The sequence below is a fragment of the Marinobacter sp. 1_MG-2023 genome (assembly GCF_030549045.1).
Lineage (GTDB): Bacteria > Pseudomonadota > Gammaproteobacteria > Pseudomonadales > Oleiphilaceae > Marinobacter.
In genome coordinates this window covers 1-13,163 of the sequence record NZ_JAUOST010000011.1, presented here as the reverse complement: position 1 = coordinate 13,163, position 13,163 = coordinate 1, and the positions used below count along the sequence as shown (strand labels likewise).

Below are 13,163 nucleotides of genomic sequence, written 5' to 3'. Positions count from 1 at the left end.
TCAGCTTATCTCCCTGACGGCTGCCGCATCGTAAGCCAGAGAGCTATCTACCGAAGAGTTTTCCACCGAAGAACTTTCAACCACAGACTCAACTGCGGCAATAATTCGCGAGTAGGTGCCGCACCGGCAAAGGTTGCCGGTCATAGCCGCCACAACATCGTCCCGGGCTGGCGCCGGATTGGTTGCCAAAAGGTGAGCCGCACTCATGATCTGGCCAGACTGGCAGTAGCCACACTGCGGCACACCCTCTGCAATCCAGGCATTTTGCAGGGCGTGCAGCTTACCATCCTCTGCCAGACCTTCAATGGTCGTCACTTCACCACCCACTGCGGCCTCTGCCCATGTAGAGCAGGAACGCACAGGCTGCCCATTCAGATGCACCGTGCAGGCACCGCAAAGGCCCGCGCCACACCCGAACTTGGTGCCCTTGAGCCCCAGTTCATCGCGTAATACCCACAACAAAGGGGTATCACCCTCTATATCCAACGAGTGCAGCTCGCCGTTAACTGTAAGGCTCAGTGCCATGCCTACTCTCTCCCGTTATCGTCCCGGCTCTGTCTTCCGGGTTATTAGTTTTATCTTTGCCGAAACGTATCTGTCAGGCATCTTGCACGCCTTTATTTAATAACTTTCTCGCCCTCTTTGTTGGTCCAGATGTCCCGTTCTCCGGTTTTCATTTTTCCATTAGAATCCCAGATCTCCCGGTTCTCTGTCGCACTTTCAACCTTACCGTTATCGTCCCAGATGACCCGATCCTGACAACCTGCCAGAACCAGTACCGAAAACATCATTAATAACGTTTTCTTCATACTAAACTCCTGCTTAACAATGAATTGGCCAAATATTTACGGTAACCGACACCTTGTAGTTCTTAGCGTGTACCGTGGATCTCCCGGTTACTCTGCTTTTCCCGCTCACCTTTCCGCACCATGACATAGACTGCACCGGTTCCACCATGGTGTTTTTGGGCCGAATGAAACGCCAGCACATCTGAGAGTTCCGGAAGCCATTTCGCGAGATAGCTCTTGAGCTGTGCCACCCCGTCGGGATTACGTTCTCCCTTTCCATGAAGGATGATGACTGAACGCAGGCCATAGCGGACACAATCACCAATAAACCTGAATACATCCCTGCGTGCCTGCTCGACCGTCATCCGGTGCAGATCCAACCTGGCTTCGATGGGGTACTGGCCCAACCTGAACTTGCGAAAAACCCCATGCTGAATACCGGGCCGCTGCCAGCACAGTATGTCGTGCGCCGTTAAAGGATCGACAATGTCAGAGGTCAGTGGGTTAGCGTCGCTGAATGGTTTCTCAACAGCGGCCCGCTGACGCTCCAGATGGCCGGGCGTCAGCTCACGGGGTGTGGCTATCTCGGCGCGATTGGGCTTTCGGATGCGCCGGACATCCTTCATTTCCTCAAGAAAGCTGAGGCGATCATTTTTGGTAGTCATGGCCGTGCTTTAAATAACCTTTTGAATGGGAGAATTTTACCACCCGGCGCGTTCCCCATAAAGAAAACGGGGAGATTGCGCGGTGCTATGATCATCACATTGCGACCAAAATCGTAGAGTGAACACCCACACCTGTGGACTACACTGTTAGTTGACAATAATAACGAGCAAGTGGAACCGGCTATGGCAGCAGCGAATCAGGACACGACACGCCCCCAGAATACCCGTTCTATTATGGGGTTCCTGCAGGCGCATGCACCCTTCTCAAATATGGACGACGACCATCTCGCCCACTTCGCCGAACACGCCACACTGCGCTTCTATGCAGATGGCGATGTGGTCCTTTCTGCTGAAGACGGAATCGTTAACAGGTTTTACGTTGTAAAACAGGGACGGATCCGTGGCGAACGTCATAATGAAAAGGCTGAAAAGACAGAAACCACGTTTGAGATCAGCCAGGGAGAGTGTTTTCCTCTAGCCGCCATCATAGGCGAACGCCCAACTCGAACGCTACATCGTGCGACTGGCGATACCTTCTGCCTGAGCATAGAGCAGAACACCTTTGTTACCCTGATTTCCGAAAGTGAACCCTTCCGGGATTTCTGTTTGCGCGGTGTCAGCAGCTTGCTCGACCAAGTTAACCAGCGTATACAAACCGGCGCCATGGCATCCATAGGGTCCAGCATATCTCTGAGCACACCTCTCGAACGCTATGCCCATCGCAACCCCATTGTATGCTCTCCGGATTTGCCGATACGCAAGGCCGTTGCGCGAATGCACGAAAACAACGTTGGCAGCATTGTCATTACCGATGACAGCCGGCATCCAACAGGCATTTTCACCCTACGCGACCTGCGCACCATGATTGCGGAAGAGACCTGCACCCTGGATTCACCGGTTCGCCAGACAATGACCAAAAACCCCTGCTGCCTGAGAGCCCATGCGGATGCTTTTGATGCAGCCATGTTGATGGCCGAGCATCACTTCGCTCACCTTTGTGTGGTCGATGAAGACAACCGCCTGATAGGAATGGTTTCGGAGCGGGACCTTTTCTCTCTGCAGCGCGTCGATCTGGTTAATCTCGCCCGCACCATAGGTACCGCAACGCATTTACGAACCCTGGTCAGTTTGCGCACCGACGTCTCCAGACTGGTCGATGCCATGATGGCCCATGGTGCCGACTCCGGTCAGGTTGTGAAAATTATTACCACGCTCAACGACGTTACTGTGCGACGGGTACTTGAGCTCAACATCAAGAAAAACGATCCGGGCATTCCTTTCACCTGGCTGACCTTTGGCAGCGAAGGACGGCAGGAGCAAACGCTGCTGACAGACCAGGACAACGGCATACTTTTCCAGACACCGGAGGGCATGACGGAAGACCAGGTCAGGGAAAAACTGCTGCCGTTCGCCCGTGTCGTCAACGACGAGCTTGCAGAGTGCGGCTTTACCCTGTGCAAGGGAAACATTATGGCCAGCAACCCAAAACTGTGCCTGAGCGATCGCGAATGGGATGACTGGTTTGTCCGCTTCATCGATGCATCCACACCGCAAAATCTTGTCTACTCCTCTATTTTCCTGGATATGCGCGCGGTATTCGGACCAAAAGAGCAGTTGGACGAATTGCTGGACAGAGTTTCAACAAGGGTCCGCAAAAATGCCCTTTTCCAGAAGATGCTAGCCGGGAATGCGTTTCAGAGAAAACCGGCACTGACTATGTTCCGGAACTTTCGCTTTGTGTCTGAGGGTAAAAAGCACAGCCTCGATCTGAAACGCCAGGGCCTCGCACCTTTCGTTGAGGCCGTACGCGTTTTTGCACTTGCCAACGGGGTTAAAAGCGCAAATACGCTTGAGAGAATGGACGAACTGGTTGAGAAAGAGGTCTTCGAAGCAAAAGACGCCGCTGCCTGGAAAGATGCTTACAGCCTGATTCAGGCCATCCGCATGCGGTCACATCAGGAAATGCTTGAGCGGGGCGAAGAGCTCTCCAACTACATAGATCCGGATGATCTGAACCAGTTAGATCGGCGCATTCTCCGTGAGTCTTTCCGGCAGGCCCAGCGCTTGCAGCAGAAACTCGAAGTTACCTACCAACTCTGAATCCAGGCTGCCGCCCCATGTTGGAACAGATCAGACAGTGGATTGAACGTCGCCGCGCTGGCCAAACCGGTAACACCGCGCCAGAGAACATGCCTAACCCTAAAACCCCGGGTGATCAGCTGCTTTCCGAATGCCGCTTGATCGTCCTCGACCTGGAAACTACAGGGTTACATCCAGCCAAGGATGAAGTCATTGCCGTTGGTGCCGTCGCGATTAAAGGGGGAGCAATTGACCTCAGCGATCAGTTTGACCTGATCCTGAAGCGCCCTGAGCTGGACATCACGAAGACTGTCCTTATTCACGGTATAGGACCCGAGGCGCTGACCCAGGGGCATGAAACCGAAGATGCACTGCTGTTTCTACTGGAATGGATGAATGGCGATCCGGTACTGGCCTACCACTCGGCATTTGACCAGAAGTTTCTGGAGAAAACCCTGAAGGCAGAGCTTGGCTACACCCAAAACCATACCTGGATGGACGTAGCTGACATTCTGCCCGCATTTTTCCCGGACGCCCTTACCAAAGGTAAAGGCCTGGATAACTGGGCGGACCACTTTGGGCTGGAGGTCAGCGCAAGACACCACGCAGCTTCAGACGCGCTGGCGACTGCTGAACTGACTCTGATTGCCCTGAACAAAGCCCGTAAGAACGGTCTGAAAACCCTCCGGGAACTGCACGACAAATTGCGGTACCAGCGCCGCCTGAAAGATATACACCGCATATAGCCCAAGTATTTGAAACCACTAAAAAACAGACGCCTGTCACAGCAAACTTCCCAGAATTAGACTTTTTGCCAATATCTATAAATCGATTGACAGGTAGAGTCGTAGAGGAGAACAAGTAGGGGAAGTACTAATATGAATAATAAACTCTCTGGCTCGCTCAGCTCACCGAAAAACCACCATAGATCAACAACAACAAGACAGGAGTAATCCTATGTCAGGTCATAGTTACGACGCTGAAAAGTACTGGAAGGCGAATCTTCGCCTTATATTCGGGAGCCTGATTGTCTGGGCTCTGGTTTCTTACGGCTTCGGAATTCTTCTGCGGCCTATGCTTGCCGGTATCCCTATCGGGGGCACAGATCTGGGTTTCTGGTTCGCTCAACAAGGCTCCATCCTCACGTTCATTGCTCTGATTTTCCACTACGCGTGGCGCATGAACAAAATCGATGAACAATTCGGCGTGAGCGAGGAATAAGCGTATGAGCCAATTTGGAATCAATATCATGTTCGTAGGTGGGTCATTCCTCATCTACATTCTCATCGCTGTCTGGGCCAAGGCCGGCAGCACCAAAGACTTCTACGTTGCCGGTGGCGGCGTTCACCCTATCACCAACGGCATGGCAATTGGTGCCGACTGGATGTCTGCGGCATCCTTTATTTCCATGGCAGGCATCATCGCTGCTAGCGGCTATGCAAGTTCTGCCTACCTGATGGGCTGGACAGGCGGTTATGTTCTACTGGCCATGCTCCTGGCACCTTACCTGCGCAAGTTTGGCAAGTTCACGGTTCCGGAGTTTATCGGCGATCGGTTCTACAGCAAAAATGCGCGCCTGGTTGCGGTTATCTGCCTGATCGTTGCATCTTTGACTTATGTTATCGGTCAGATGGCCGGCGCAGGCGTAGCCTTCTCCCGCTTTCTGGAAGTTGATTCCACAACAGGCCTGATGATCGCTGCTGTCGTCATCTTCATCTACTCCGTACTTGGTGGCATGAAGGGCATCACCTATACACAGGTTGCTCAGTACTGTGTACTGATCATTGCCTACACCATCCCCGCGGTGTTCATCTCGCTGCAGCTGACCGGCAACCCGATTCCTGCACTTGGCCTGTTCTCTACTCATATTGATTCCGGAATGCCGATTCTCGATAAGCTGAATCAGATCATCAGCGACGTCGGCTTCAACGAATACACTGCGGATGTTGATAGCCACCTGAACATGGTGCTGTTCACTCTGACATTGATGATCGGTACTGCCGGTCTTCCGCACGTTATCATTCGCTTCTTCACCGTTCCCAAAGTTGCAGATGCTCGCTGGTCTGCTGGCTGGGCACTGGTATTCATCGCGCTGCTGTACCTTACAGCCCCGGCTGTTGCGTCCATGGCTCGACTGAACCTGATGACAACCATCTATCCTGATGGCACTGCCGCCGAGCCGATTGAATATGACGCTCGTCCACAGTGGGTCAAAGAGTGGGAAGTTACGGGTCTGATACAGTTTGAAGACAAAAACGAAGATGGCCGCATCCAGCTTTACAACGATGCACCGTCATTCCAGGCTGAGGCTGATGCTCGCGGCTGGGAAGGCAATGAGTTGGACGTAAACCGTGACATTCTGGTACTTGCCAACCCGGAAATTGCCAATCTCCCTGGCTGGGTTATCGGTCTGATAGCCGCAGGTGGTCTGGCTGCCGCACTATCGACAGCAGCAGGCCTGCTTCTTGCGATATCGTCGGCAATCAGTCACGACTTGATCAAAGGCTCAATCAACCCGGGCATTACGGATAAAGGCGAGCTGTTGGCAGCCCGTATATCGATGGCCGTAGCGATAGTTGTGGCAACATACCTTGGCGCCAATCCTCCCGGATTCGCGGCTCAGGTTGTGGCACTGGCATTTGGTATCGCCGCCGCATCCCTGTTCCCGACTCTGATGATGGGTATCTTCTCCAAACGCATTAACAACACCGGCGCAATTGCAGGTATGCTGTGCGGCTTGGCGTTCACCCTGACCTACATCTTTGTGTACAAGGGATGGTTCTTTATACCGGGTACTGCAAATCTTGCGGATACTCCGGCGAACTGGGTACTCGGCATCTCCCCACTGTCGATTGGTGCAATTGGTGCCATCGTCAACTTTGCGGTAGCCTTCGCTGTATCCAACGCGACTGAAGAGCCGCCCGTTGAAATTCAGGAGCTGGTTGAGAGCGTTCGCTACCCACGTGGTGCGGGACAAGCTCAAGACCACTAAGCAACAACCCGACCTGCTTTACTCATTGAGTTGACAGGTTATTACTGAACGGGCTTCCTCTAAGAGGAAGCCCGTTCTTTTTTAAGGAATCACATTTATGTTCTGGACTCTTGTAGCCACTGTATTCTGCGGGCTGGGCGCCGCCGGCATCGCCCTGGGAATCCGGGCCGCCACCCGCAGCAGGGCGCCTAAGTGGATTATTCCGGTATTTGCCGGAGCTGGTATGCTTGGCTATCTTATCTACGGCGAATACATCTGGTTTGACCATAAACAGTCACGTCTGCCAGATGAAGCTGTGGTTGTGAGCACAGAGAGCAAAGGGATTTTCTGGCGCCCCTGGTCGCTGGCATTCCCGTATGTAACAGCGTTCTCCACTGTGGATACGGACAGCATCGCACAGGACACCGACAACCCGGAGATCATCCGGTTCACGCTCTACCGTTTTGAGCAGAAAATGACAGATACGGTTTCCCACCGGGTTCATATTATTAACTGCAAGACCCGCGAGGTCGTCCCCATTGGCTCCGATGGAACGCCAAGGGTAGACAACCTCAAAGTTCTTGACCGAAACGACCCGCTTTTCTCTACCGTATGTGCTGGCTGATATTTCGGTAAGGAACCAGGTAATTCGCACGACCTGACGGAAGTTTATAAATATGATTAGTGCCTGGCTGCTGGTTTTAATCTCTATAACCTACATTTCGATTCTGTTTATCATCGCGTGGGCAGGAGACAAGCACCCCGGGCTCTATCGCAAACGCCTTGCACGAACCCATGTGTATTCGCTGTCACTGGCGGTCTACTTTACTTCATGGACATTTTACGGCGCCGTTGGCCGTGCCACCCAGGAAGGGCTGGGCTTTTTGCCAATCTACCTGGGGCCCCTGCTGGTCTTTATTTTCGGCGCACCACTACTGCGCCGCATTATTCACATAAGCAAACGCAACAACAGCACATCCATAGCGGATTTCATTGCTTCCCGGTACGGCAAGTCACAGCTGTTAGCCGCCATGATCGCGGCCTTTGCGTTGATTGGCAGCGTGCCCTATATCGCATTGCAGCTGAAAGCTATTGCCATGGGCTTCAGTGTTTTATCGGACACGGGCTCCGATGCAGGGGGGCTGACTACTGCGGCCTGGAACGATGCCGCCTGGTACATAACCCTGGCCCTGACAGTATTCACGGTGCTGTTTGGCACTCGCCATCTGGAGTCCACCGAACACCATCGAGGCATGATTCAAGCCGTTGCTTTTGAATCGCTTATCAAACTTGTTGCCTTTGTTGCCGTCGGACTTTTTGTTGGATACGGGCTCTATAACGGCTTTGGGGACCTGTTTGCAAATATACAGCAGGCTGACCTGACTGGCATTCTGACCACTGATGCTATCGAAGCTCCTGCCTTTATTACCCAAACCCTGGTGGCGATGCTCGCCATCATCTGCTTGCCAAGACAGTTTCACGTCATGGTCGTCGAGAATGCCGACCCCCGGGATTTTGAAGTTGCACGTTGGGCTATGCCAATCTATCTGGTGGTAGCCAGCGCTTTCGTTTTGCCTATTGCTGCTGCAGGTTTGTTGGCGCCTGAGGCCGTAGGCGGTGACCCGGATATCCTGATCCTGCAGTTACCAATCATGGCGGGCAAAGAATGGCTGGCCATCCTCGCCTTCCTGGGTGGCGGATCCGCTGCTGCTGCCATGGTAATCGTCTGCTCCGTCGCCATTGCCACGATGGTGAGCAATGAAATCATCATGCCAGCGCTGCTCAAGTTTTTCCGTCCAAGGATGAACCGCCAGGCGGATCTGAGTTTTTTGCTGCTTGGCATTCGCAGGGTGGCGATTTTCGTTGTTCTACTGACGGCCTACGGCTTCTACCGGATGGCAGGAGAGGATTACAGCCTCACATCATTCGGGTTGCTGTCATTTGCCGCTGCCGCGCAGTTCGGCCCTGCCCTGGTCGGAGGTATCCTCTGGCGTCGCGGAAACGCTACAGGTGCAACCTGGGGGCTCGGTTTGGGCTTTCTAATGTGGTGTTACACGCTACTGCTCCCGGCACTGGCTTCTACAGGCTGGTTCACCGACTCCCTGATCAACCAGGGTATCTGGGGCCTGAGCTGGACAAGGCCCACAGCGCTGTTCGGGCTTGAACTCGACCAGACCAGCCATGGCATTATCTGGAGCCTCGGTATCAATACTCTGGTGTACATAACACTCTCACTGCTCACCCGCCAACGAGTCCGCGAGAAAATCCAGATTGCCTCATTTTTTCATGAGCCCAGCCCCAAAGGGGATACGGTTCAGCATCAAAGCTGGCAGGGGGAAATACTCACAGCAGACCTGCAAGCTCTTACTGACAGGTTCATGGGCGAGGAACGCTCGGAGATCATTTTCCGTAATTATGGACGACGCAACGCCATAAGACTCCACCCACATCGCCCGGCTTCATCTCATTTGATGAAATATATAGAACGCCAACTGGCGTCTGTAATAGGCGCCTCCACCGCCCGGGTGGTTCTGGAATCGACTCTCACGGGTCGCGACATGCAGATTGAAGATGTGGTCAGTATCGTTGACGAAGCATCTCAAGCCATGACTTTCAGCAGGGAGTTGCTGCAGTCAGCGATCGAGAATATAAGCATTGGCGTCTCTGTCGTTAACCAGCAACAGCAGCTGGTGGTCTGGAACCACCGTTATCTGGAGCTCTTCACTTACCCAAAAGGCTTTGTACGAGTTGGGCGCCCAGCCGAAGACCTGATGCGCTACAACCTCACCAACGCAAACCTTCCGGCTCGCCGTATCGATGAAATCATCACGAACCACTACGCCAGTATGCGTGAAGGTCAGCATATTTCTTACGAACGCCAGCGGCCAGACGGGACAGTCGTGCTTGTAGATGGTAGTCCGATCCCGGGTGGGGGCTATGTCACGACATTCCAGGACATTACGGCGATGCGCCGCACTGAACAAGCACTGAAAGAAACCAACATTTACCTGGAACAACGGGTTAGAGAACGCACGCAGGAGCTCCAGGTAATCAACGAGCAAATGCTCAAAGCGAAGTCTGTTGCCGAGCAGGCAAACCAGAGCAAAACCCGCTTTCTTGCGTCTGCCAGTCACGACCTACTGCAGCCACTGAATGCGGCACGGTTGTTTACCTCTGCCCTTGCCGGGAAAGCCAATAATGCCGAAAACAAGGAACTCGTAGACCACATCGACAGCTCACTCGGAGCTGCAGAAGAAATCATCAGTACCCTGCTCGACATTTCCAAGCTTGATGCCGGGGCGCTTGAGCCAGACATTGGAGTATTCCCGGTTAGCGACATTATGCGCCATCTGGCTACCGACTTTACCGCCATTGCCGAAGACCAGGGTCTAAAGCTTCACGTCGTGCCAAGCAGTGCCTGGGTTCGCTCCGACTCCAAGCTCTTACGCCGTGTGGTACAGAACTTCCTTTCCAACGCCATACGCTATACGCCAGAAGGAAAAATTCTGTTGGGTTGCCGCCGCTTGAAGGGGTATCTGCGCATAGAGGTGTGGGATACCGGCCCGGGCATACCGGAAGACCAGCTGACCTTCATTTTTGAGGAATTCCGGCGCTTTCAGCAAGGCCGGGACAAAAAAGGGCTGGGCCTGGGGCTGGCAATCGTTGACCGCATCAGCGGGATACTGAACCATCCCGTAAGTGTCCAATCCGTTCAGGGCAAGGGTAGCGTATTCGGCATAACTGTTCCTCTCACCTCCTCGCATCAGTCAAGCCAAGTTGCTGAAGCAGCGGCTCCCAGCTCCCGGAGAGTCTCCAGCCTCGGAGGGCTGAAAGTACTTTGCATCGATAATGACCCTGCCATTTTGCAGGGAATGGTGGCGCTTCTGGGGAATTGGCAGTGCGATATTACCGCAGCTCATAGCCTCGATGATGCCCTGGAGCAATTACACTCCAAACAACCCGACATTATACTTGCGGACTACCAGCTTGATGATGACAAGAATGGTCTCGACGCGATGGACGCCATACGCATCGCAGTTGGGCACGACATACCGGGCATCTTGATAACCGGATATATGGCAACGGAAGTTCGCGAAGATGCGATCGAAAGAGGTTATCAAATCCTCTACAAACCGGTTAAACCCGCGGCGTTGAGGGCCATGGTGAACAAACTGCTGAAACAGAAGCGCTCATGAGTGCACCTGACATCAAGTCCGACTCTGATGCGAGTGCATTCGGCAAACTCGCCTACCTTGTAATCGACGACTTCGAGAACTTCCGGCTTTCTATGCGTCACATGCTTCGCAGCTGCGGCGCAGATAACATCGAACTGGTTACACGCGCCCAGGCTGCTGTTCAGTACTGCACATATAATCACGTTGACGTGGTTCTCTGCGACTACAATCTTGGGGAAGGCAAGAACGGCCAGCATATCCTGGAAGAACTTCGCCACAAAAAGCTGCTCCAACGGTCATCCCTGTTTCTAATGGTGACATCAGAGACGTCAAGGGAAATGGTTATGGGCGCCCGTGAGTACCAGCCGGATGCCTACCTTACCAAACCAATCAACCTCGCTATGCTGGAAAAACGCCTCGGTAGCCTGATTAGCCAACGTAATGCTCTGCTTCCGATCAACCGGGAGATCGACCGGGAAAATTACCCGGAAGCTATCTCACTATGCATTCAGGCTATTCCCCGGATGCCACGCCATAAAACCTGGCTCATGAAAACCCTCGGCGAGCTCTATTTTCGGCTAGGCGATCTTACCCATGCGATTAAAGTATACGATGAGGTCCTTTCCCAGAGAGAGCTGTCTTGGGCGCGGTTCGGACGCAGCAAAGTACTGCTGGCTAACCATCGCTACGATGAAGCTGTCGCGGGTCTGCGGGCACTGATCGCCAGCCATCCAGACTACATGGAGGCTTACGACCTTCTCGCGGAGGGGCTAGAGCGCCAGAACAAGCCGAGCCACGCACAGAAAGTTCTCGAGCGGGCGACTAACTATTCACCCAATGCCCTGCTTCGCCAGAAGCACTTGGCAGAGTTGGCAGAGTCGAACCAGGACTTGGTTACAGCAGCAGAGGCATGGCGGCGAACTGTTGACCTCGGGACGCACTCCATTCACGACAGTCCAAACAATTATCTTGCACTCAGCCAAACGCTGGGTGACCTCAGCGACGGTAATACAGAGATCGAGGGAATAGCACTCGCCAAAGAGGCTATTAAAACTCTCAACAGTATGGAAAAGCGATTTCCCGATAGCGACGCTGTCGTTCTCCGCAGCGAGATTATTCAATGCCGAATATACGCCGGCCAAGAGCAGGCCCACAAAGCCGAGGTAATACTTGAGCGCATTCGCCCCTTAGTTCAGAAGATGCCTTCACCCGACCTTGAAACCAGCCTGGACTATGCAAAGACTCTCTTCCGCCTTGGTTACGGCGAGGAAGCAAAATCGCTTCTTGGAGACTTGTCGAATCAATTCGGCGATGACCCAGTCACTCTCAAGAAGATCGAAAGCCTGCTGGATGAACCCGTTAGCTTTCGTATGAAAGTCAGAGCTCGTGGTCTGAACCGGGATGGGATAGAAGCATTTGAGTCAGGTAATCTCAAGAAGGCCAAGAGCATATTTGGGAAAGCACTTGAGATGATTCCGGACCACCCTGCCCTGAATCTTAATCAGGTTCAGGTTCTGATGAAGGAGTATGAAGGCGACACGTCGAACAAAGAGCTCCTTAAGAGCTGCCAGCAGTATCTCAATCAATTGACTAAACTGCCGGAGCAGCACGGACAATATCGCCGCTACCGCGCTCTGCAACGCAAATTGAAGGCACTGAACCTATGAAAAACCGGAATATCGACTTCTCCATGGTTCTGGCTCTTGCCGTACATGACATGAAGAATTCTCTGGGAATGCTGCTAAATTCTCTCGATGAACTAAGGGCAGAGAACGAGGACAAACTCAATGACTCCACCAAGTTTAATACTCTGCAGTATGAAGCTGAACGGATACACAACGACCTCGTACAGCTTCTGGGAATCTACAGACTGGGTGACAACAACCTTTCTGCACACATTGAAGAGCACTTTGTTCCCGACTTTCTAGCTCAGCACCTAGCCAGACACACCCCGCTCCTGAAAGGCTTGGGCATCGACTACGACATTGATGCCGACTCAATCAATGGTTTTTTCGATGCTGACCTGCTTACAGGCGCCCTTAATAACACACTCAACAATGCTATTCGTTATACCAAATCGAGAATCAGGCTAACCGCCAATGAGCGTGATGGTTATCTCGTTATCGGTGTGGAAGATGATGGTGAGGGTTATCCGGAAAGCATGCAGCATACCGGCACGCTGAGCTTCAAATCCCTGGACTTTAACACTGGCAGCACAAGCCTTGGTTTATTCTTCGTTTCTGCTGTAGCAGACCTCCACAGCGAGGGAGAGCGAACTGGTTACATCAAGCTGCACAATGACGGCCCCCTTGGGGGCGGCGTATTCGAGATCTGGCTTCCATAACAGCAGCAACGACTACTACAGCTCCCGGAACAACTAAACAGTCAATTTTCTGAGCCATAATTCAAACAAAAAAAAGCCCCGGCAGCGAAGCTGTCGGGGCTTTTCGGTATTAAGAGTCTGACGATGACCTACTCTCACATG

11 protein-coding genes are annotated in these 13,163 nt (G+C 52.9%); 8 read left to right on the top strand and 3 right to left on the bottom strand.

The features are described 5' to 3' along the window. From Q4606_RS17845 to smrA, 3 genes are all read right to left on the bottom strand, one after another. Positions 1 to 525, bottom strand: a complete 525-nt coding sequence (locus Q4606_RS17845) for a (2Fe-2S)-binding protein (protein ID WP_303608317.1) — start codon at positions 523 to 525, stop codon at positions 1 to 3. 92 nt (positions 526 to 617) lie between these two features. Then, positions 618 to 809: a hypothetical protein gene (locus Q4606_RS17840; protein WP_303597565.1), complete on the bottom strand. Its 192-nt coding sequence runs from the start codon at positions 807 to 809 to the stop codon at positions 618 to 620. 62 nt (positions 810 to 871) lie between these two features. Next, on the bottom strand, positions 872 to 1,453 hold the full coding sequence (smrA, locus tag Q4606_RS17835; protein ID WP_303597564.1) for a DNA endonuclease SmrA: 582 nt from the start codon (positions 1,451 to 1,453) through the stop codon (positions 872 to 874). 183 nt (positions 1,454 to 1,636) lie between these two features. Between smrA and Q4606_RS17830 the strand changes: the two genes are divergently transcribed. The 8 genes from Q4606_RS17830 to Q4606_RS17795 all read left to right on the top strand — a co-directional run bounded on the left by Q4606_RS17830 (position 1,637) and on the right by Q4606_RS17795 (position 13,022). Next, positions 1,637 to 3,553, top strand: coding sequence for a putative nucleotidyltransferase substrate binding domain-containing protein (locus Q4606_RS17830; protein WP_303597563.1), 1,917 nt, complete (start codon positions 1,637 to 1,639; stop codon positions 3,551 to 3,553). A gap of 17 nt (positions 3,554 to 3,570) precedes the next feature. Beyond that, positions 3,571 to 4,278 (top strand): PolC-type DNA polymerase III, encoded by a 708-nt coding sequence (locus Q4606_RS17825; protein ID WP_303597562.1) that lies wholly within the window; start codon positions 3,571 to 3,573, stop codon positions 4,276 to 4,278. A gap of 211 nt (positions 4,279 to 4,489) precedes the next feature. Then, on the top strand, positions 4,490 to 4,753 hold the full coding sequence (locus Q4606_RS17820; protein ID WP_303597561.1) for a DUF4212 domain-containing protein: 264 nt from the start codon (positions 4,490 to 4,492) through the stop codon (positions 4,751 to 4,753). Positions 4,754 to 4,757: 4 nt separating this feature from the next. Beyond that, complete coding sequence (locus Q4606_RS17815) at positions 4,758 to 6,524, top strand: sodium:solute symporter family protein (RefSeq protein WP_303608316.1); 1,767 nt, start codon at positions 4,758 to 4,760, stop codon at positions 6,522 to 6,524. A gap of 97 nt (positions 6,525 to 6,621) precedes the next feature. Further along, positions 6,622 to 7,128 (top strand): hypothetical protein, encoded by a 507-nt coding sequence (locus Q4606_RS17810; RefSeq protein ID WP_303597559.1) that lies wholly within the window; start codon positions 6,622 to 6,624, stop codon positions 7,126 to 7,128. Between the two features lie 52 nt (positions 7,129 to 7,180). Next, entirely contained in the window at positions 7,181 to 10,699 is a 3,519-nt protein-coding gene (locus Q4606_RS17805) for a PAS domain-containing hybrid sensor histidine kinase/response regulator (RefSeq protein ID WP_303608315.1), read from the top strand. Further along, on the top strand, positions 10,696 to 12,345 hold the full coding sequence (locus Q4606_RS17800; RefSeq protein ID WP_303608314.1) for a response regulator: 1,650 nt from the start codon (positions 10,696 to 10,698) through the stop codon (positions 12,343 to 12,345). Before Q4606_RS17805 ends, Q4606_RS17800 begins: the two co-directional genes overlap by 4 nt. Then, positions 12,342 to 13,022, top strand: coding sequence for a sensor histidine kinase KdpD (locus tag Q4606_RS17795; protein ID WP_303608313.1), 681 nt, complete (start codon positions 12,342 to 12,344; stop codon positions 13,020 to 13,022). The genes Q4606_RS17800 and Q4606_RS17795 overlap by 4 nt, the downstream gene beginning before the upstream one ends. The last annotated feature ends 141 nt before the right edge of the window (positions 13,023 to 13,163 follow it).

Bases quoted from the DNA above. Each gene is read 5' to 3' on its own strand.
- Q4606_RS17845 (WP_303608317.1), bottom strand. From the start codon at position 525: ATGGCACTGAGCCTTACAGTTAACGGCGAGCTGCACTCGTTGGATATA.
- Q4606_RS17820 (WP_303597561.1), top strand. From the start codon at position 4,490: ATGTCAGGTCATAGTTACGACGCTGAAAAGTACTGGAAGGCGAATCTT.
- Q4606_RS17800 (WP_303608314.1), top strand. From the start codon at position 10,696: ATGAGTGCACCTGACATCAAGTCCGACTCTGATGCGAGTGCATTCGGC.
- Q4606_RS17840 (WP_303597565.1), bottom strand. From the start codon at position 809: ATGAAGAAAACGTTATTAATGATGTTTTCGGTACTGGTTCTGGCAGGT.
- Q4606_RS17830 (WP_303597563.1), top strand. From the start codon at position 1,637: ATGGCAGCAGCGAATCAGGACACGACACGCCCCCAGAATACCCGTTCT.
- Q4606_RS17810 (WP_303597559.1), top strand. From the start codon at position 6,622: ATGTTCTGGACTCTTGTAGCCACTGTATTCTGCGGGCTGGGCGCCGCC.
- Q4606_RS17815 (WP_303608316.1), top strand. From the start codon at position 4,758: ATGAGCCAATTTGGAATCAATATCATGTTCGTAGGTGGGTCATTCCTC.
- smrA (WP_303597564.1), bottom strand. From the start codon at position 1,453: ATGACTACCAAAAATGATCGCCTCAGCTTTCTTGAGGAAATGAAGGAT.
- Q4606_RS17805 (WP_303608315.1), top strand. From the start codon at position 7,181: ATGATTAGTGCCTGGCTGCTGGTTTTAATCTCTATAACCTACATTTCG.
- Q4606_RS17795 (WP_303608313.1), top strand. From the start codon at position 12,342: ATGAAAAACCGGAATATCGACTTCTCCATGGTTCTGGCTCTTGCCGTA.
- Q4606_RS17825 (WP_303597562.1), top strand. From the start codon at position 3,571: ATGTTGGAACAGATCAGACAGTGGATTGAACGTCGCCGCGCTGGCCAA.